Annotated in this window: 19 protein-coding genes; 8 read left to right on the top strand and 11 right to left on the bottom strand. The window is 43.3% G+C overall.

Annotated elements, in window-relative coordinates:
* Positions 1 to 179 precede the first annotated feature (179 nt).
* On the top strand, positions 180 to 1,292 hold the full coding sequence (locus ACTVAI_RS02600) for a 5-methyltetrahydropteroyltriglutamate--homocysteine S-methyltransferase (RefSeq protein ID WP_443472582.1): 1,113 nt from the start codon (positions 180 to 182) through the stop codon (positions 1,290 to 1,292).
* 257 nt (positions 1,293 to 1,549) lie between these two features.
* Here ACTVAI_RS02600 and ACTVAI_RS02595 read toward each other — a convergent pair whose 3' ends face one another.
* Together ACTVAI_RS02595 and ACTVAI_RS02590 are read right to left on the bottom strand one after the other, a co-directional pair.
* Complete coding sequence (locus ACTVAI_RS02595; protein ID WP_443472583.1) at positions 1,550 to 2,257, bottom strand: B3/B4 domain-containing protein; 708 nt, start codon at positions 2,255 to 2,257, stop codon at positions 1,550 to 1,552.
* 58 nt (positions 2,258 to 2,315) lie between these two features.
* A complete protein-coding gene (locus ACTVAI_RS02590; RefSeq protein WP_443472584.1) occupies positions 2,316 to 2,678 on the bottom strand; it encodes a winged helix-turn-helix transcriptional regulator in 363 nt (120 codons plus the stop codon).
* A gap of 122 nt (positions 2,679 to 2,800) precedes the next feature.
* On the opposite strand from ACTVAI_RS02590, the gene ACTVAI_RS02585 reads away from it, so the two are divergent.
* Together ACTVAI_RS02585 and fghA are read left to right on the top strand one after the other, a co-directional pair.
* Positions 2,801 to 3,916, top strand: coding sequence for an S-(hydroxymethyl)glutathione dehydrogenase/class III alcohol dehydrogenase (locus ACTVAI_RS02585; protein ID WP_443485810.1), 1,116 nt, complete (start codon positions 2,801 to 2,803; stop codon positions 3,914 to 3,916).
* 4 nt (positions 3,917 to 3,920) lie between these two features.
* Positions 3,921 to 4,754, top strand: a complete 834-nt coding sequence (fghA, locus tag ACTVAI_RS02580) for an S-formylglutathione hydrolase (protein ID WP_443472586.1) — start codon at positions 3,921 to 3,923, stop codon at positions 4,752 to 4,754.
* Positions 4,755 to 4,998: 244 nt separating this feature from the next.
* Here the strand turns inward: fghA and ACTVAI_RS02575 are convergent, their stop codons facing one another.
* Entirely contained in the window at positions 4,999 to 5,901 is a 903-nt protein-coding gene (locus tag ACTVAI_RS02575) for a LysR family transcriptional regulator (protein WP_443485809.1), read from the bottom strand.
* Positions 5,902 to 6,017: 116 nt separating this feature from the next.
* Between ACTVAI_RS02575 and ACTVAI_RS02570 the strand changes: the two genes are divergently transcribed.
* Positions 6,018 to 7,190 carry a 5-methyltetrahydropteroyltriglutamate--homocysteine methyltransferase gene (locus tag ACTVAI_RS02570; RefSeq protein ID WP_443485808.1) on the top strand — a complete coding sequence of 391 codons (1,173 nt, stop codon included), beginning with the start codon at positions 6,018 to 6,020 and terminating at the stop codon, positions 7,188 to 7,190.
* 61 nt (positions 7,191 to 7,251) lie between these two features.
* Here ACTVAI_RS02570 and ACTVAI_RS02565 read toward each other — a convergent pair whose 3' ends face one another.
* The 5 genes from ACTVAI_RS02565 to ACTVAI_RS02545 form a co-directional block, all read right to left on the bottom strand.
* Entirely contained in the window at positions 7,252 to 7,992 is a 741-nt protein-coding gene (locus tag ACTVAI_RS02565) for an SDR family NAD(P)-dependent oxidoreductase (RefSeq protein WP_443472589.1), read from the bottom strand.
* A gap of 248 nt (positions 7,993 to 8,240) precedes the next feature.
* On the bottom strand, positions 8,241 to 9,509 hold the full coding sequence (locus ACTVAI_RS02560; RefSeq protein WP_443472590.1) for a peptidase U32 family protein: 1,269 nt from the start codon (positions 9,507 to 9,509) through the stop codon (positions 8,241 to 8,243).
* Positions 9,510 to 9,525: 16 nt separating this feature from the next.
* Positions 9,526 to 10,446 (bottom strand): peptidase U32 family protein, encoded by a 921-nt coding sequence (locus ACTVAI_RS02555; RefSeq protein ID WP_443485807.1) that lies wholly within the window; start codon positions 10,444 to 10,446, stop codon positions 9,526 to 9,528.
* Between the two features lie 127 nt (positions 10,447 to 10,573).
* Positions 10,574 to 11,380, bottom strand: coding sequence for a hypothetical protein (locus ACTVAI_RS02550; protein WP_443485806.1), 807 nt, complete (start codon positions 11,378 to 11,380; stop codon positions 10,574 to 10,576).
* 84 nt (positions 11,381 to 11,464) lie between these two features.
* Complete coding sequence (locus ACTVAI_RS02545; RefSeq protein ID WP_443485805.1) at positions 11,465 to 12,403, bottom strand: 2-keto-3-deoxygluconate permease; 939 nt, start codon at positions 12,401 to 12,403, stop codon at positions 11,465 to 11,467.
* A gap of 166 nt (positions 12,404 to 12,569) precedes the next feature.
* On the opposite strand from ACTVAI_RS02545, the gene ACTVAI_RS02540 reads away from it, so the two are divergent.
* Together ACTVAI_RS02540 and ACTVAI_RS02535 are read left to right on the top strand one after the other, a co-directional pair.
* Positions 12,570 to 13,679, top strand: a complete 1,110-nt coding sequence (locus tag ACTVAI_RS02540) for a PQQ-dependent sugar dehydrogenase (RefSeq protein ID WP_443485804.1) — start codon at positions 12,570 to 12,572, stop codon at positions 13,677 to 13,679.
* A gap of 133 nt (positions 13,680 to 13,812) precedes the next feature.
* Complete coding sequence (locus ACTVAI_RS02535) at positions 13,813 to 15,120, top strand: MATE family efflux transporter (protein ID WP_443472595.1); 1,308 nt, start codon at positions 13,813 to 13,815, stop codon at positions 15,118 to 15,120.
* A 26-nt stretch (positions 15,121 to 15,146) separates the two neighbouring features.
* Here ACTVAI_RS02535 and gloB read toward each other — a convergent pair whose 3' ends face one another.
* On the bottom strand, positions 15,147 to 15,848 hold the full coding sequence (gene gloB / locus ACTVAI_RS02530) for a hydroxyacylglutathione hydrolase (protein ID WP_443472596.1): 702 nt from the start codon (positions 15,846 to 15,848) through the stop codon (positions 15,147 to 15,149).
* A gap of 199 nt (positions 15,849 to 16,047) precedes the next feature.
* On the opposite strand from gloB, the gene ACTVAI_RS02525 reads away from it, so the two are divergent.
* A complete protein-coding gene (locus tag ACTVAI_RS02525) occupies positions 16,048 to 17,589 on the top strand; it encodes an FAD-dependent oxidoreductase (protein ID WP_443485803.1) in 1,542 nt (513 codons plus the stop codon).
* A 30-nt stretch (positions 17,590 to 17,619) separates the two neighbouring features.
* Positions 17,620 to 18,363 carry an SDR family NAD(P)-dependent oxidoreductase gene (locus tag ACTVAI_RS02520; protein ID WP_443472598.1) on the top strand — a complete coding sequence of 248 codons (744 nt, stop codon included), beginning with the start codon at positions 17,620 to 17,622 and terminating at the stop codon, positions 18,361 to 18,363.
* Positions 18,364 to 18,593: 230 nt separating this feature from the next.
* Here the strand turns inward: ACTVAI_RS02520 and ACTVAI_RS02515 are convergent, their stop codons facing one another.
* Both ACTVAI_RS02515 and ACTVAI_RS02510 read right to left on the bottom strand, forming a co-directional pair.
* Positions 18,594 to 19,283, bottom strand: coding sequence for an ABC transporter ATP-binding protein (locus ACTVAI_RS02515; protein ID WP_443472599.1), 690 nt, complete (start codon positions 19,281 to 19,283; stop codon positions 18,594 to 18,596).
* Entirely contained in the window at positions 19,276 to 20,433 is a 1,158-nt protein-coding gene (locus ACTVAI_RS02510; protein ID WP_443472600.1) for an ABC transporter permease, read from the bottom strand. The genes ACTVAI_RS02515 and ACTVAI_RS02510 overlap by 8 nt, the downstream gene beginning before the upstream one ends.
* Position 20,434 lies beyond the last annotated feature (1 nt).

Genomic DNA, 20,434 nt, shown 5'->3' with positions numbered 1-20,434 from the left:
GGACGGCAGTACCCGTTACCGTACAGGGTTTTATTTATAGAACTTGCAGAGATGTCATTTGTGAAAATGGCATGAATGAGGGTGGTAACACGACAAAATACGCGTCCCTTTGTACATTAATTTAATGTGCAAAGGGATGGGTATTTTTTTACTATCAAAAATTATTAGGGGGATTTCAAATGACTCAAACATCACCATTTCGCTATGATATCGTCGGATCTTTCTTACGTCCGGAAAAGTTGAAACAAGCACGGAAAGAGTTCGCTGAAGAAAAAATTTCTAAAGAAGCATTAACGGCTGTGGAAGATGCAGCAATCAAAGAATTAATCCAGCAACAAGTGGCTGCCGGTTTGAAGGCTGTAACTGACGGCGAGTATCGTCGCTCGTGGTGGCACTTCGATTTCATGTGGGGATTGAACGGTATCGCGAAGGAATACAACGAGAGCGGCAACAAGTTTGCGGCGATGAATACCCGTTCTGAAACAGCGCGCATCCACGGCAAGATTACTGGTGAAAACCATCCATTTGTGGAACACTATAAATTCTTGATCGCTAATACTCCCGAAGGAATCGAGGCGCGTCAAACAGTACCGGCTCCCGCTCAATTCGTACAGGAATCCTTGCGTAAATCCAACCTTGAATTTACAAATGCTGTCTACCCGGAAATCGATGATTTGGTAGAAGACTTGGCTGCTGCCTACCATACCGTTCTCAACGACTTATACGCTGCTGGTTGCCGCACGGTTCAATTTGACGACTGTACGTGGGGACGCTTAATCGGCGGTGAATTCTATGACGGCCATCAGTTGACCGAAGAAGAACTGGTTTATTTGAAAGATTTATATGTGCGCGCAAATAATGCGGCGATTGACGGAAAACCGGAAGGCATGAATATCGTTACCCACGTTTGCCGTGGAAATTACCGTTCAACTTGGTTTGCATCCGGTGCGTACACTTCTGTCGCAACACCGTTGTTTGATCAGGAAAATGTGCATGCTTACTACCTGGAATTCGATTCCGACCGTGCCGGTGGGTTTGAACCTTTGGCAAAAGTAACGCCTGGCAAAAAAGTCGTGCTTGGATTGATCACATCCAAATCACCGGAACTGGAAAACAAGGCAGATGTCATCGCCCGCATCAAGGAAGCAAGTCAATTCGTACCTTTGGAAAACCTATGTTTGTCAACGCAATGTGGTTTCTCTTCTACCGAAGAAGGAAACTCCCTGACAGAAGCAGAACAATGGGCGAAAATCAAACTGGTTAAAGAGATTGCCGAGGAAGTATGGGGATAGTATTCCTAGCGAGTGCGGCGTTCGGGTCGCTCAGCAATCCTTAACGCCGCATTTTTGAGAAAACTGCGGCATTAAGGAAAAATAAAATTTCTAAACGCCGCACTTTTTGAGAAAATGCGGCGTTTAGTGCCCCACTTAGTTGATGAACGCCGCACTTGGCACCTGAAGTGCGGCGTTCCTTACTGTTTATCCAACTTAACGCCGCACCTATCTCCAAAAAAAGCTGATGCCATTCGAGGCATCAGCTTTTTGTATGACTAAAATGTAATTTCCGGATTATCTTTCGTTACTCGGTACAAACGTCCTTCTACACCAAAATGAACATCGGAGCGGTCTTTTAATGCACGCATTGCTTTATTCGTCTGTTCAATCATTTCCGGTTCAACAGCTTCCATAAATAAAATCGCATTGCTTGTATTTTCCGTTAGCATCGTTCGTTGGGCATCACGCCAGTTCAGCGATCGGCAAATCGCACCTTCAGCGTCATAGTAAATAATTTCCTCAGGCAGTGCGGGCGCATCCGCATCGTCGCCCAACGCCCGGAAGCCCTCACCCCCCTGCGCTTTCCCGAGCACGATGTCCCCTGACATCGTATCCAGATCCTCGCCGCCACATGGGACACCAAACGAAAGGGAGATACTGTTGTAAATATCAACTAATGGGTTGATTGGGGTAAACTCGCGGTCCTGATCAACGCGTTTCAAAAGAGCTTCAATTGACGAGCGCGCACCCTTTTTCGTTTTAAATTTACGGTAGGCTTCGCGCCAAGCTTGAACTATTTCATTTTCCGAAAAGACTTCTTCACCTAGATATTGTTTGCTCTCTTCCTTTGCATCTTTCAAAAGGGAAGCAAAGACCACTTTCTCTTCCGGTTTAGGTCGATTATTAATGCCTTTCAATACCAAAACAGCGATTTCACCTTCCGGGAATACCTCCCAAAAGGTTGGCGAGACAGTAAATTTCATCGGTTAATCCTCCTTTTTAGTATCCTTCACTAAGATTATTATAGGCGATAAAAACAAATCAGCCCAAATTTTTTATGGCGCCGCTATCTTTTAAATAGTCATGATAATGGTCGCCCCATTCACAAATAGTATTTACGACCGGAGCCAGCTGTCGACCAATTTCCGTCAATTTATATTCCACTTTCGGTGGTACAACCGGATAAACATGGCGTGTCAAAATTTGATCTTGCTCTAATTCCTTCAATTGCCGAATCAACATCCGTTGGTTCACGTCAGGCAATCTCCGTTGGATTTCGCTCAAGCGCAAAGGGGATTCTTGCAGCAGGCACCAGATTATGGCGATTTTCCAGCGTCCTCCCACTACAGAAAGCGCCAGGTCTTTGCTTGTAAAAAAAGTTTTATCTTGGTAAGTTATGGTCATTACGTTCACTCTTCCTTATTTAAAATAACCCCACTGACAAATTTGTCAGTATTGCAACTCGAATTATAGTATGCGAATATGACAAAGTAAATAAGACATTTTCAAGAAAGAAGGAATTTAACATGAAAAGTAGAGCTGCAGTCGCATTTAAGCCTGGAGAACCACTTCAGATTGTCGAGATCGATGTTGAAGAGCCAAAAGCAAATGAAGTTTTAGTCAAAACATTATATACCTCGGTTTGTCATACCGATGCTTTTACCCTTTCAGGGGATGATCCAGAGGGTGTTTTCCCATCCGTTTTGGGCCACGAAGGTGCTGGTGTTGTTGTTTCTGTAGGTGAAGGTGTGACATCTGTTGTACCGGGGGATCACGTAATCCCGCTATACACTCCTGAATGTGGTAAATGTAAATTCTGTCTGTCAGGTAAAACGAATCTTTGTGGCGCTGTCCGCGAAACACAAGGTAAAGGTTTGATGCCGGACGGTACGACGCGTTTTTCCTATAATGGCGAACCCGTTTACCACTATATGGGAACAAGTACATTCAGTGAATACACGGTCGTGAATGAAATCAACTTGGTAAAAGTTGAACCTGAAGCACCACTTGATAAAGTCTGCCTATTTGGTTGCGGTGTTACAACTGGTATCGGCGCTGTCCATAACACAGCAAAAGTTGAAGAAGGTGCTGTCGCAGCTGTCTTTGGGATGGGTGCAATCGGATTAGCCGTTATCCAAGGTTTGGTCCAAGCGAAAGCAAGCCGGATTATCGCCATTGATTTAAATGAAGACAAATTCGAACTTGCCAAAAAAATGGGTGCGACCGACTTCATCAACCCTGCTAAATTTGACAGACCGATTCAAGAGGTCATTGTTGAAATGACGGACGGCGGTGTCGATTACAGCTTTGAATGCATCGGTAATGTACACGTTATGCGTCAGGCTCTTGAATGTTGTCATAAAGGTTGGGGCGAAAGCACCATCATTGGGGTTGCCGGTGCTGGTCAAGAAATTTCCACCCGTCCTTTCCAACTTGTTACTGGTCGCGTTTGGCGCGGTTCAGCTTTCGGCGGAGTCAAAGGCAGATCAGAACTACCTGCCATGATTGGCGAATTTATGGATGGCAAGATTGATCTTGATTCATTCATTACACACCACTTGAACTTTACTGATATCAATGAAGCTTTCGATCTACTACATAAAGGTGAATCAATCCGTACCATTCTAACTTACGAGGAGTGAAACCATGCAATTGGAATTAATCCAGAATATTCGTGCATTTAACGGGGAACAACGGAAATATCAACACTATTCCGATTCCCTCCAATGTCAAATGACATTCAGTCTCTATCTACCAAGAAACGAAGAGCAAAAGTCCCTACCACTGATTTGGTGGTTGTCTGGTTTGACCTGTACCGATGATAACTTCAGCCAGAAGAGTGGCTTCCAACGGCTGGCAGATAAGCATCAGGTTGCCGTAGTCGTTCCGGATACATCCCCGCGTGGCGAAGACGTTCCCGATGATGAAGGCTATGATTTGGGACAAGGTGCCGGCTTTTATTTAAATGCCACCCAAGAACCTTGGGCAAAACATTACCAAATGTATACCTACCTCATCGAAGAATTGTCAGAAATAGTGAAATCCCTAATCCCGAACTTTTCTGGCAAGGAGAGTATTATGGGCCACTCGATGGGCGGGCACGGGGCCTTGGTTCTCGGCATGAAAAACAAAGAACGGTTTAATTCCATCTCAGCATTCTCACCAATCACGAATCCAATTCAAGTTCCTTGGGGGCAAAAAGCCTTCACTGCATACTTGGGTGATGATACTAACAAGTGGTTGGATTGGGATGCCACTGAATTAATCAAAACAGCCAGTGATATACCGATCTTGATTACCCAAGGTAGTGCAGACGGATTCTATCCGGAACAACTTGACGAAACAGCATTTTTGGCTCAAGCTTCTGCGAACAATGCACAAGTCACCTACGATAAACAGGAAGGATATGACCATAGTTATTTCTTCATTGCAACATTTTTGGAAGAGCACTTTGCCTTCCATATGAAGCATTTGAAGTAATGACACCCTCCAATTTCTGTAGGAGTGCGGCGTTCCGATATTAATAAGCCGTTAAAAGCCGCACTTTTCCCCAAAGTGCGGTTTTTAGAATTATTCAGATTACTAAACGCCGCATTTATTGGAAAAAAGCGGCGTTCATAAACCAACTTCCTTCACCAACGCCGCACTTGAGACTCTAAGTGCGGCGTTCACTCGTTTTCCCTGTGCTAATCGCCACATTAAAAACCCGGTCAAGCCTTTTTGTTTAATCGTCCAAACTCATCCCCAATAACTCAATGTAGCGCAGGGCTGTCATACTCAAAGTATGGAAATCGTTGGTAATATAGCCTATTTCAATCTCTTCATCCGTTTCCAAGGGGACAGCGACGATGTCTTCGCCATTTAATTCTTTGTTCAAATTTCCGGAACTGATGGTGTAACCATTTAAACCAATCGCCAAATTAAATAAGGTAGCGCGGTCCGTCACGATAATCGATTTAGGTGAGGGGTGATCCGCCAATACCTCTTCCCAATAGTAGAAGGAATTGTGTTTACCTTGTTCGAAACTCAGCTTGGGATAGGGCTCCAAATCCGCCAAAGTAACAGATTTCCTCTTAGCGAGGGGGTGTTTTTTAAAAACAAAGAGATGCGGATGGGCTGTTTTTAATGGATGGAAGGTTAAGTGCTGCTCGTCGAGTTTTGTCGTGATGACACGGTGATTGTAGTGACTGCGGTACAGGACGCCGATTTCACTCTTAAGATTTGCGACTTCCTCGATGATTTCATGCGTGCGCCCTTCGTTCAGGTTCGCCTGGTAATGTTCCGCGTCGATTTCTTTCAGTAACTTAACGAAGGCTTCCACTACAAATGAATAATGATGCGCCGCGACACTGAAAATTCGCTTCGGCGATTCCTGGTCCTTGTAACGGCGGTTCATGAGTTCTACCTGTTCCAATACTTGATTGGCATATGCGAGAAATTCTTCCCCGTCCTTCGTCATAATAATCCCTTTGGCGCTACGGTTCAGGATTTGGATATTCATTTCTTTTTCTAAATTGGTGATGGCATTCGATAATGATGGCTGGGAAATGTAAAGTTCTTTGGCTGCCTGGGTAATGGAACCAGCTTCAACCACTTGAATGAGATATTGTAAATGGCGGATGTTCATATGTTTCTCCTTGTCATAGCTTTTTTCTATGGATAGTGACTATTTATAAGTATTATCAATGATAAGAATATTATAATACAATGAGAACACTAAAACAAAAGAAGGAGTTTTTAAATATGACATCTAAACGTTTCCTAACAGTGGGTTCATTTTTGCGCCCTGCTGACTTATTAGAATATAAAGAGAAAATCGAACATAGAGACGATATCACCTACCCTTTTTACGAGGATTTCCAAGGGTACCGTGAGGCAGAGGAACAAGCGGTCAAACAAATCGTCCAGGAACAAATTGAGGCCGGTTTGCCGGAGATTACAGATGGCGAGTTCTCCCGTTCACTTTGGCACCTCGACTTTTTCTGGGGATTCGAAGGGGTGCGCCGCTTCATCGCCGACCACGGTTATTTCTTTGAGGACGAAGCACACTCCCATGCGACGGACTACAGTTTCGAAACGCGCAAGGATATCGGGATTGAAATCACTGCTCCTTTGGCTAGCAAGGATCACCCTTTCATCGCCCACTATCTGCGTACCCGTGAATTGGCACCCGCAGACGTTGAAGTCAAATTGACCATCCCTTCGCCAGGCCACCTTTACGGCGAGTTGACAGGACGTCCGGAATCTTTCAGTAACGTTTATGCGACTCCGGCTGAGTTAGCGGAAGGAATGAAGGTTGCCTATACCCAATTCTTCGAACAGTATGCGGCTGTCGGCGGTAAGACTATTCAATTAGACGACTGCGTCTGGTCTCTTTTCGCCAAAGATAACCCGACTGGTTTCCATAACAAAACAGATATGTCTGAAGAAGAAATCGAAAGTATCGCACTTGATTTCATCAACTTGAACAATGCGGCCATCGATGCTGCTCATGCTGTCGGCTTAACCGTCTATACCCATAACTGCCGCGGCAACTATGCTTCCCGTAATGCCATGGCCGGTTCCTACGGTGAAGTAGCGAAATTTTTCCTTGAGCGCCAAAACTATGACCGCTTCTATCTCGAATGGGATGATTCCCGTGCTGGTGGATTGGAAGCCTTGAAAGCTTTTGAGAATAAACCGGAAACTGAAGTCGTTTTGGGCTTCCTATCGAGCAAAACGTCAACATTGGCGGATGAGCAAAATGTATTGGCACAGTTGGAAGAAGCAACTAAATATGTCGACAAAGACAAATTATTCCTTTCCCACCAATGTGGCTTCGCTTCCTGTGACTGCGGAAATGAGCTTTCTACTGAGCAACAATGGGCGAAAATCAGCCAAGGCCAAGAGCTTGCTTTGGCATTCTGGGGCGAATAACATAAAAGAGGCGTTCGTGACTTTTAAATGGTCAACGAACGTCTCTTTAATTTAATTTTATTTAGCGGCCAACTGTCCAACCGCCATCCATCAAGACAGTCGCGCCATTCATATAGTTGGAGTCATCCGAAGCCAAGAAAAGTGCGAGATTGGCAATTTCCTCCGCTTTTCCGGCACGTTGGTCGGGGATTTCCTTCAGGCGCGCTTCTTCAATGCCTTCAGTCATCGGTGTTTCGATGAAACCAGGCGCCAGCAAATTGGCCTTGATTCCTTTCGGTCCGAAGTCATAAGCTAGTTGCTTGGTGAAACCTTCAATGGCATGTTTTGTTGTCACATATGCCGTTCCCCCAACACCGGCAAACCGGGTCGCCTGTGAACCCAGATTGATGACAGTCCCGGATCCTTTTTCAACAAAAAGTGGCATGACTTCCTTGGTAGCGATGAATGGCGCCTTCACATTCAAGGCCATCAGGTTGTCAAAGGTATCCACGTCAGTATCGATAACATTTTCGTACTTGTCCAGAATCCCGGCGCCATTATAAAGAATATCAATCGTGCCATATTCATCGATTACCGTTTTAACACTTTCTTTTATCTGTGCCACATCCATTAAGTCTACCTTTACGAAAATGGCTTCACCACCTGCTGACTTAATCTCGTTCACAATTCTTTTTCCATCTTCTTCAGAACGGCCGGCCACCGCTACCTTGGCCCCTTCCGCTGCGAATTTTTTCGCACTCGCTTCGCCTAATCCGGACGTCCCTCCATAAACCAAAGCAACACGATTTTGTAATTTTCCCATTACATCCACCCTTTCCTTTGTCATTGCTTTTATTATAGATGTCCACTCCAGACAAGCCAACCAAATTGCCTCTGCACACCTCTCGGGTAAATTGTTAGAGCTGTGCAGACTTTGGTCTATAGTGTGCATACCTTTGAGGCAGCCGTTCGTTGCTATGCAGACTATTATTTAAAGCCTGCACAATCAACCGGTGAGTTAAATTATAGTCAAAAAAAGGAATCCCCAAACCTCAGGGATTCCTCTCAATGTTATTTTTGGACAGCTTTGCGGCGGGTACGTTCCAATGATTTTCTGATCATGTCTTGCGGCTTGACCGGCTGACTCACTTTCATCGTAATGACCTGCATTGCGTGCGGAGCGGCATCGATGTTCGCGCCCTCTTCGTCCCAAATTTCTTCGATTGTTTCCATATGGTGGCGCATGCCCGGTCCGTAAAATTCTACCGTATCGCCAATCTTGAATTTATTCCGTTGTTGGATTGTGGCAATTTGCGTTTCAGGATCATAAGCCAATACCTGGCCAACGAATTTATAACGCGGCATCCGGCGACGTTCGCCGAACAATTGCTCATTTTCAGTTGGTTCCCCGTAGAAGAAACCAGTCGCCAACTCCCGTTGCGCCACTTTCCACAGTTCATCTACCCAATCCTGTTGCAACGCATAGTTCTCTGGGTCTTCCAGATAACTATCAATCGCTTTACGATAAACATTCACAACCGTTGAAACGTAGTGGATCGACTTCATCCGACCCTCTATTTTCAAAGAGTCGATACCATTTTCCACGATATCCGGAATGTGTTCAATCATCGAAAGATCAACGGCGCTCATGGAAAATGCTTCGTCAATTCCTTCTTCGCCTTTACCAACCATTTCGCGGTTACCTAACGTTGGTAGATCAAACAACCCGTATTTCCAACGACAGGATTGTGAACAACCACCACGGTTTGCGTCCCGATCAGCCATGTGGTTGGAAAGCACACAACGGCCGGAGTAAGCAATACACATGGCGCCGTGGATGAAAGCTTCAATTTCAACCGTTGTACGTTTACGAATTTCCGCCACTTCTGCCATGGAAACTTCCCGTCCCAACACGCAACGTGTCAAACCGGCTTCTTGCCAGAAGTTCAACGTTTCATAGTTTACTGCTGATTGCTGCGTTGATAAATGAATTTCCAAACCAGGCGCATCCATTGCCGCGATTTGCATCAAGGCTGGATCGGATACGATAATCGCATCAATCCCAATATCACGAATGGTCCGGAAAAATTCGCCCGCGCCAATTTCGTTGTTTTCATGGGTTACCATGTTTGCTGCTACATACACTTTTGCTCCGCGTTCATGGGCAAAAGCTACTCCTTCAGCCATTTCTTCAAAAGAGAAATTTCCTGCCCGGCTACGCAAGCCGTAAGCATCGCCACCAATATAAACAGCATCCGCACCGTAATGAATCGCTGTTTTCAATTTTTCAAGTGTCCCTGCTGGTGCCAGCAATTCAGGACGTTTTAATGTTTTAGTCATTTCGTCTGTCCCCTTCCTATTGAACCTTGTCCGCTGCATAGAGGAAGAAACCGGTATCCAGTTCACGGTTTGCTGGGTGGTGTTTTTTCACCCATTCATCCAGTTGTGAAACCTGTGCTTCGTTCCATTCACCTGATTCCAGAAGTTGACGCGCTTGGTCATATGCTTTGACCACAGCAACAAAATCTTCACCCGGTGTGTAGAGGCCGTCCAAATACCATTGTTTCGCGTTGATTCCTTCCAGCATCGGTAGTTGTTCCAACAAATGAATATCGTTGGTCGCAAATACGTGCGTGCCGTGCGAATCCTGATAAACAGAGTAATGCGTATCATCTTTCCCAGGTTCAGAAAGGAAAAGGTGACGGTCTTCAAAGTTAAGGGGTTCTTTTTCGATAAAATTAAAGTAGTTGTCGAGAAGATTACGTTTGCTTTGCTGGATGCATTGCGCGCCGTAAACTTGCGTCACAACGGGAATTTCAGCTTTTGGAAGCAAAAGTTCCAATTCCACATAAGGGACTTCCCGTGCCACCAAGGCTGCAACCGCGCCGTACTTTTTCCAAAAGTTCACTTGACCGCTGCTTGTGGTTAAAACGGAAGCATCGTAAATGTACGGAATGTAGTATTCGGGATCTTTCATGATCTGGATAAGGCCTGTGTCGCCTACGAGCAGTTTGTCGACGTTCAATGCCTTCATGCGTTTCAAATAAGGGCGTGCAAGCTCAATTTTGTCATTGTGCAAAATCGCATTTGCGGCCACAATGACCTGTTTACCTTGTTCATGTGCAAAAGTTACTAATTCGCCAATTTCTTCATCTGTTAAATGTCCCGGTAGACGTAAACCAAAGACCTCTTCACCTGTAACGACATAATCGGCGCCGTTTAACAGCACCTGTTTACCTTGTTCAAGCGATTCAGTTGTTGCAATCAACTCAATCATCTTTCAACCTTCTTTCATTATTCAGTATATCCATTTTATATGTTTGTTTTAAAAATCACAATGGCAAAAAATGTGGATAACCCTTCCAATTTGGCTTTATCGATAAAAATTTCACATGAATACGTTTTTACGGGTGAGGAATCTGTTCTTCAATTTCCGAGTTGTTATAATCTGTGATGCTTGTACCCATTGAAGCAGTGGTTTCCATTTCATCCCCATTTGAATTTGTCAGCATAACCATCGTGGTTTGATGAGAAACAAGGACTCCTTCCTCGTCAATAATAAATGACAGGGTGATATTATCATAATTGATGGCTGCGACGCGGGCAATGTTTTCCTCCAATATCGTGATGCTATCGGCGGTATCTTTACTCTGTTTCGCCTCTTTCAGAGCTTTCTCAGCCTGGGTAACTCCTTCTTTTGTCAATACGTCTCCATAAGCATTGTTCATGATAAACGTATAAAGCATACCGTACTCATCTTCAGATACTTCCAATTTTTCGACGTACTTTTTCGAAGGGAGTGATTCTGCATGAAAGAAGAGATTAGGTGGGTCTTCCTTGCTTTCCTCAGAAGTGATGGCCCATCCTCCCAGTTCGTCTTCATCCACTAGGCTAAAACGACTTTTTTGGATGCTGTCAATCTGTACAACTTCACTCACGGTATGATTGGCAGTATCTCCATCTAAGCTCAAAATTAATTTCATATACCAATCATAATTTTTATCTTTCTTGATAAATATACCGTCGACGATATTTTCTACACTCATATCTTGCATCGTTTGTTTGACTGTATTCGTGTAGGCCCCATTTTCAAGTAAATGTGTTTTTTCTGAAGCTTTCTTAACAGCCTGAATTGACTCAGTCACACTATCCGTGGATGTACATGCAGAGAAAACAATTAATGATGCTAGCAAAATTCCAATTTTTTTCAAACCAACACCTCCGTTTATAATTATATTATAATACAAAAAGACGCTGAAATTATCTAACAATAAGATAATTTCAGCGTTCTTCTTTCAGTGATGTCTTTTCCCATACAATTTTCTAATAATAATTGGTGCCAAGACGTTTGTAATGATTGTCGCCGTTAGTATTTGTGCCGTTGCAGAGACTGTATATTCCCTTACTTGTGGCAACGCAACTGCTACGATAGCGGGTACGGCAGTGGTAACACCCGCTACAGTACTCAATGCGATTCCGGAGTAACCTTCGTAGTGAAGTACTTTTGTTTCGAAAAAATCCATAATCGGCATCGTCAGGATCATGAAAATGATTGTCACAATCACACCAGAAACGCCTGATTCAATCGCTTCGAACATATTCATATTTTGTCCTAGCAACCATCCTAACAATATTAATGATGCTGGCATCGCCGACCCGAAAATTTTACCCATTTCCTTATCGAGGTTACCGAAAACAATCCCAATAATTAAAGGCAAGAACACGGAAATAACAGGCGTCCAGTCGACATCCCCTAAGCCGCCAGAGATGTAAACACTCATAATGATTAATGGAATTGCCGGTAGCGATGGAATAACCGCAAACGGATAAATGGCCGCATCGTCTTTATCACCATATGTGTCTGTGATCGATAAATTGATTGCCGGGTTGATGGACATAATGACCGCCACAAACCCTAATCCAGAGATTCCCCAGATACCTTCCAAACCGAAAAAGTATAAAAATACAAATGAATAAACAACGGAAAGCCCTATTTTAAATACAACAAGAGCGCCTTGGTGTTTCAATAGTTTTCCAATTTTGTGTAAATCCACCGTTGTCCCGGAAGCAAAAACCAATAAACCAATAATGTAATTCGTCCCTGAACTGGACAAAAACGCCTCAGTCGGCCCCCCAATTTTAAATAACTCTGGCCAAAAAGAATAGATTATCATCGAAACGACCATCGGAATTAAAAATGTCCCTGCGGGTACCCTTCTCATAAAGTTAATCATTTCATCACCCCTATATCACTCATTGAGAACATTTTCTACTTTATATAATCATAATCCTCTAAATGTTTTTGTTCAAGCAACTCTATTTGATAGCGTTAATCATTTCTGGTTTTACTTGGTTTCCTATAAACTGAAAGTAATAAGAATATCACGAGGAGGACTTTCCATGAAGCCAAGGTTAATTATTACGTGTCTCTTAGCCACAAGTTTAGTGGGGTGTACAACTGCTGAAGAACCGATGGAAGAATCCGTGATTGAGTCAAGCGAGAGTGTTGTTTCCGAAGAAAGCGTCATTGAAGAAGAGCTAGATACAGCATTAACCGTCATTGCGGAAGGGTTGATGATTCCTTGGTCGATTGAAAAGCATGGAGATATTTTTTACATCACCGAGCGTGAGGGGCATATTGTCGAAATTGAAAATGACATAGTCGTACGACAAGAAGTCCAACTGAATGAAACGCTCTCCATCGCGGCTGAGGCTGGTTTGATGGGATTTGTATTGGCTCCAGAATTTGAAGAAACAAAACAGGCCTTTGCCTACTACACATATGAAGGCGAAACTGGCCCAACCAATCGGATCGTTATTTTGAAATTAGATGATGGCGTTTGGGAGGAGGAACAAGTATTGCTGGATAACATTCCGAGCGGTTCTTTCCACCATGGCGGACGTTTGAAAATCGGTCCGGATGGGAAGTTATATGCGACAACGGGGGATGCCACCAGTCCTGATTTAGCTCAAAATTTGGATTCGTTGGCTGGTAAGATTTTACGTATGAATCAAGATGGAACGATTCCAGAAGATAACCCATTTTCCAATTCCTACATTTATAGTTATGGTCATCGCAATCCGCAAGGGATGGTGTGGTTAGCGGATGGGACGATGTACGCGAGTGAACATGGTAATAGTGCGAATGATGAAATTAACCGCATCAACCCGGGTGAAAACTATGGTTGGCCCTTTATCGAAGGAGAAGAAGAACAAATCGAAATGGTCTCGCCCCTTTTTACATCAGGTTTTTATGAAACGTGGGCCCCATCTGGAATGACGACCGACGAAAAGCGGCTGTATGTTGCGGGATTGCGTGGAAATGCAGTGTTTGTTTTTGATCTAGAAAGAGAAGATGCCGCTGCCCATTTAACTGAATTCGGACGGATTCGTGATGTTTTCGTGGAAGATGGATTTTTGTATTTTATAACAAATAACCGCGACGGTCGTGGTATGCCAAGCACCGCGGATGATCAATTGTATCGTATTGGTTTGAACGAACTGGATTAATATGTTAGAGTACTTGAAAAAATAAGTTATATTTTCGCCGGAAAATATTAAGAGTACTGTTTTTGTTTGCGTAGGCCTTTGAAGCAAACAAGGATGGTACTCTTTTTTTATACTGGAATAAGGAGTTTTAAATATGCTGAGAATTCGTCGAGATTTTTTTCAATTTGTTTCATTTAGTGTTCTAAGTATGGTTGGTCAATCGTTGTTTATTTTGGCCGATACGTATTTCATCGCAAATGGGGTTGGAGCCCAAGGGTTAGCTGCTTTGAATATAGTCCTACCACTAGTCAATATTATCAATGGTTTGGGCTGGATGTTTGGCATCGGTGGTGCTACACAGTTTTCAATCACGAAAAGCCAGGGGCAACAAAAAGCGGCTAACGCTCACTTTACCCAAACGGTTATCACAGCTGGTGTACTTGCGGTTTTATTTACAATCATTTGCCAGTTATTTGCTCGTCAAATTCTGTCATTTTTAGGGGCTTCTGGGGGCCTATTTGAGATGGCTTATGACTATTATTTGGTATTAACGCTGTTCATACCCTTTTTCATTTTAAATAATGTCATTATTTCGTTTATCCGGAACGATTACAATCCACGATTAGCGATGATGGGAATGATTTGCGGTGGCATCATAAATATCATTTTTGATTATATTTTTATTTATCCATTTGGTTGGGGTTTAACCGGTGCCGCCATTGCCACTATATTTTCACCTGCTGTGAGTCTGTTGATTTGCAGTCTGCATTTTAAATATGGACGTCGAACATTGGCTTTTCAAGCAATTAAATTTGAAAGTACCCGTCTTATTTCTACTTTACGCATTGGTTTTTCGTCATTTTTGAATGAGTTTTCTTCTGCATTTGTCATGCTCATTTTCAATTTGATCTTATTGAAGATGGCTGGTGATATTGGTGTTTCTGCCTATAGCATTGTTGCCAATATGAATATCATAGCAGTATCCATTTTCACGGGCATCGGGCAAGGTTTCCAGCCACTCATCAGCATTTATCACGGAAAAGGAAATGATGTCGCTGTACAAAAAGTATTGAAGCTTGGTTTATTGACATCTTTCCTGATTGGATTATTTTTTGTGATTCTCGGCTTTTTAGTGCCGGATATTATTGTCCGCATTTTCAATGGCGAGAACAATTTGCAGTTAACCCAATTGGCAATACCGGCGGTGCGACTGTACTTTCTTTCATTCCTGTTTACCGGTATTAACTTTACAATCACTTTTTATTTGGCGGCCATGAATCAAGGTAAAAAATCAATGGTTGTTTCTGCTTTACGTGGTTTAGTACTTGTCTACCCCGTTGTCATGATAATGAGTAAGGCCATAGGGATAAATGGCATTTGGCTTGCGATGACGATTGTTGAATTGCTGACATGCATGGGTGTTTTGTTTATCGTTATAGCAAAAAAAGTCACCCCAAAGTGAATCTAGACTTTGAGGTGACTATATTTTTAAAAATTATCCCGGGCTTTACGTAATTCAATAAAATCTTCCAATGTGTCTGCATTCAAAAAGAGATTAATCAATTTTTCCTTGCCGATCGTGGATGGCAAGGTTGGCATTTCAATAGCCCGCTTATCATTGACCTCGTGGAGCGCCGTCAAAATATCAGGATTGGATGGCGTTTCGGACATGGCGAATCGCAGGTTCGTTTGGGTATATTCATGTCCCGCATAGACTTTCACGTTATCGTTCAAACCTTTGAATTTCTGTAAAGCCTCGTATTGTGCTTCGTAATCCCCTGTAAAGACGCGACCGCAGCCTCCCGAAAACAGTGCATCTCCGCAAAATAATATGTCACCCATCAGAAAACTGATGTGTTCTTCTGTATGCCCCGCTGTCTTGAAAACTTCAACTGTTTCACCAAACAATTCAAATGTATCCCCTTCTTGGACAATTTGAGTAGCCAGTGAATCTGTTTCAGTTGGTCCGTAAACTGGAACATCCGGATATTTTTCAAGAATTTCACGAACACCGCCAATATGGTCATCGTGGTTATGAGTCAAAAGAATGGCCACTAAGTTGGATTTATTCTCCTCAAGATATGACAATACGCCGTTCGCTTCGCCCGGATCCACTACAGCAATGTCCTCTCCCTCTTCAATCACCCAGATATAGTTGTCCGAAAAAGCTTTTATTAAACTTACTTCCATTTGCTTTTACCTCCTTATCAGTTCCATCACTCGAATTCTGCTACGTTTATAATATCAGATAATTATGGATATTAGAAATTCTAAGACTAATGACACGGCGAAGTACACCCTACCACCCTAGCTTTCTTTTTGTTCCTTTAAGCGGTGGTGCTATAATTCAAGTAAAGGCTTTGTTAAAAGAGGCAAGGAGGAGTATGTTATGACGGATAACGAAACTGAAACGCATCTCGCTCATTTCCCTGAATCCTATTGGCGCACGCATCCCGTTCCCCACTACCCACAAATGGTAGCCGATGGTACAACTGAAATCGCCGTTATCGGCGGTGGCATAGTCGGCATCATCACAGCCTACTTACTGGCAAAATCAGGAAAAAATGTTGCTCTGGTCGAAGCTCGCGAAATCCTCTCTGGCGTTACCGGCAATACCACCGCAAAAATAACTGCACAACACGCTTTAATCTACGCTGAACTCCTGCAAACTTTTGGAAAAGAAAAAGCAAAACAATACTACAATGCAAATATTGACGGTCTTCAGCTTATCGAAAAGATTGCCCATGAACTTGCTATCGACTGTAATTTCGAGAAGAAAAAAGCAGTCGTCTTTGCCACATCTGAAGATGGCGAGAAGCAAATCAGGAAAGAAGTGCGGGCGTACCAAGCTTTGGAAATCCCAGGGCGTTTTTCGATGGGGCAATTGCCGGAACTACCATTTGAAACAGTGGCTGCACTCACGATGCCGGACCAAGCCCAATTCCATCCCGTTAAATTTCTGGCCCCACTCCTTGACGAAATTATCAAATACGGTGGAACAATCTACGAGCAAACCCGTGCAGTAAATATAAAAGATAAAACACATATCGAAATGGAAAACGGTAAAACCCTTGTTTGCGAAAAAGTGGTCGTGGCTTCTCATTTTCCGTTTAACGACTTTGATGGTTTTTATTTTACTAAGCTCTCTATTTCTCGTTCTTATGGTATTGCGGCCAGAGTCAACGGTGCGATTCCGGATGGCATGTACATCAGTGTCGACTCCCCGACTCGTTCGTTGCGCTCAATCACTGACACGGATGGTTCTTCGTTCCTGTTGATTGGTGGGGACGGGCATCAAACAGGGAAAAGTAAAACCGATACGCAGGAGCACTATCGAAACTTAGAAAAATTTGGTCGCGATCATTTCGATTTACAAGAAGTTGCGTATCATTGGTCCGCACAAGATATGACAACAACGGATAAAATGCCTTATATCGGCCAGATGACAAATGATTCGTCTGACATTTTGGTTGCCACCGGATTTAACAAATGGGGAATGGCAGCCGGCGCACTTGCCGGGCAATTGTTGGCAGACCGCGTTATCGGGAGACAGAATGACTATGAGACACTCTTCGACCCAACAAGGTCAAAACACAAACCCAAAGACATTCAGCAATTTGCTAAAAAAAATATAGCCGTTGGTAAAGATTTCATCGTTTCTAAAGCAAAACGACCCGATTTGATGCCAGACGATTTAGGTCTTGATGAAGGTGGTCTCGTCACAGTTGATGGCAAAAAAGTCGGCGGTTATCGGGATAAACAAGGGGAGCTCCATTTGGTCAAAATGACATGTACCCATTTGGGTTGTGGACTCAGCTGGAACGATGCTGAACGTTCTTGGGACTGTCCCTGTCATGGTTCCCGTTTCAGTTATTCCGGGGAAGTGTTGAATGGCCCCGCCGTTAAACCTTTGCCAAAGATGGATGACTAGCTTCATTCTTGACAATAAGGAGGAACTGTCGTGGGAAAACTACAAGATAAGGTGATCATCATTACGGGAGGTGTTTCCGGCATCGGTGCCGCTACTGCCGAGTTGTTCGGGCAAGAAGGTGCCAAGCTCGTTTTAGTTGATCAGAATGATGAAAAAGGTAAAAAGTTTGAACAGAAATTGGCATCAAAAGGCTATCCCGTCATTTTTATTCAAGCGGACGTCACCAATGAGGAGCAGGCCCAAAATGTTTTCAAAGTAGCCAAAGAAAAATTTGGTCCCGTCAAAGTACTGTTTAACAATGCCGGCATCGGTTATGCCAAACCAACTGAAGAAACAACATATGCCGAATACCGCCGGACGGTTGAAGTTGATTTGGATGCCTATTTCCTCTATTCACAACTGGCCATCAAGGACATGTTAAAAAATAAGGGTGGCGTCATTGTTAACACCGCTGCCATTCGGGGAATAATTGGGGGCGTCAAACTGGCGGCCCTGAGTGCGGCAAAAGGCGGTGTTATCAATTTGACTCGTGCCCTCGCTCTTGAATTTGCGGATCGTCACATTCGTGTGAATGCCTTATGCCCTGGCTACACCAATACGCCCGGATTAGGTGTCCCCGAGGTAATGAAAGCTACTTTGGCCGCGACTATTCCGATGAAACGTTTGGGAACCGCCGAAGAAATGGCCAAGGCGGCTCTATTCCTGGCTTGCGATGACTCGTCGTTCATGACTGGCAACACATTGACAATCGATGGCGGTTATACTGCGCAGTAGCCATATGGAAGTAAAAACGACGATTAGTTGTATAGAATATGGTTAACCGTCGCAAATTAGCGATTTTACGCCTGTTATCTTATCGCTCATTTTCTAATCGTCGCTTTTTTGGAAAATCACGACGATTAACTCAAATGACAAAACTTAATCGTCGTCCCTAGCAAATAATAAAAATATAAAAGTCCCCGTTTTCTCTTTTCGAATAGAGAAAGCGGGGACTTTTTTACCAGTTAAACGTTTGAAATATCCATATTCACGCGACCGTCTTTGATTTCAATAATACGGTCCGCTTGTTGCGCAACTCTTTGGTCGTGCGTAATCAGGATGAATGTTGATTTGTATTCACGGTTGATTTCTTTCAAAAGTTTGAAGACTGTTTGTGTTGTTTCAGAATCCAAGTTACCGGTTGGTTCGTCGCCCAGAATGATTCTTGGATTGTTGATCAAACTGCGGGCAATGGCACCACGTTGTTGCTGACCACCTGAGATATCTGTTGATTTGTTATCGCGGACTTTAGTCAAGCCCACGATATCAAGCAATTCATTCGCCCGTTCCATGGCTTCTTTGGTTACTTTACCGTGCTTGATTTTATAAGGCATCAAGACATTTTCAAGTACCGTAAATTCCGGCAAAAGATAATGGAATTGGAAGATAAAACCGATTGTTTCATTACGCAAAGCAGCCAGTTGGTTTTTCTTCATACCGGAAATGTTTTTTCCATCTATAATGACTTCACCGCTCGTTGCTCTGTCCAACGTCCCGATGATATTCATCAGTGTGGACTTTCCACTACCGGATTCTCCGATGATGGCATTAAAGCTGGATTCGTCAAAGTCCAGGTTTACGTTATGCAAAACTTGGTTCTTAACTTTATCTCCATAAATTTTATTAATGTCTTTTAATTGTAAAATTTTACCCATTCTTGATTACCTCCATTGGATCCAGTCTTGAAGAACTCTTAGCTGGAATAAATGCCGCCAGAGTTGAAGCGAAGATAGCAATCACTACTGACATACCGATAAATTGCCAATCCAGGAAGAACGGTACCAATGACGTCCCATCTGGATTTTTGACAAACGTTGAAAATCCATACATCAAACCAACGCCTAGACCCGTTCCGGCTACACCACCGATCGTTCCCAATAAGAAACCTTGAATCAAGAAAATTTGACTGGCGGTCTTATCCTTAATTCCCATCGCTTTCAAAATACCCAGTTGTTTCGATTTTTGAACCACTGATACTGCCAATACGGAGGCAATTCCCAACAGAACGGCAACCAGTACAAAGACTTGAATCATGTAGCTGGAAATCGATTGTCCGGATAGCCCTGCCAATAGTTGCTCATTTTCATCTTTCCAGTTGGTAACTTCCAATTCGTAGCTTTCAGCATCTGACTGGATATCACCAGCGATAACGTCTGCTTCAAACACCTCTTCCACTTGCATTTCAATAGAAGAAATATTTCCTTCTTCATCAAACAAGGTTTGGGCTGTTTCAAGTTCTGTTACCATCCAGGATTCATTCAAACTTGCAACACCTAAATCAAAAATCCCGACAACTTCAACTTCTTCAACCCCACCAGCAGGAAGGCCAAATTCGATAACATCACCAACTTGGATAGCGACTTTTTCAGAAAGTTCTGTACCAATCAATACTTCGCCTTCTGATTTAGGCATGTCACCTTCAACTAATTTATCTGTAAATTTATAAATATCATTTGCAGCTTCAAATTCGAAACCTCTCATCAAAACAGGGAAGCTGTCTTCCTCATCAATAACAAATCCAGAAGCATCGAAAGCTTTAGAAACAGCTGTTAAACGCTCTTCTTTGTTAAGTTCATTCATTAAATCCTCGTTGTCACTAAAGTAATTTTCATTATTTTCGTTCGCTATTGTCACTTGAGAGGAACTACCAATCGTACGGTCCACCAAGGAAACTTGCAAACCATCAATAAGCGATCCGATGAAAATTTGTACCGCAACCCCAATCGTAATCCCAATTACAATCAAGATTGTTTGTCCCATGCTGGACTTCAGAAACCTTGTTGCTATATTAAATGCCAGCTTCATT

This window comes from Jeotgalibaca sp. A127 (assembly GCF_052266745.1).
GTDB lineage: Bacteria > Bacillota > Bacilli > Lactobacillales > Aerococcaceae > Jeotgalibaca.
Note: the sequence above shows the minus strand (reverse complement) of the source record. Positions and strands in the feature narration are given on the sequence as shown.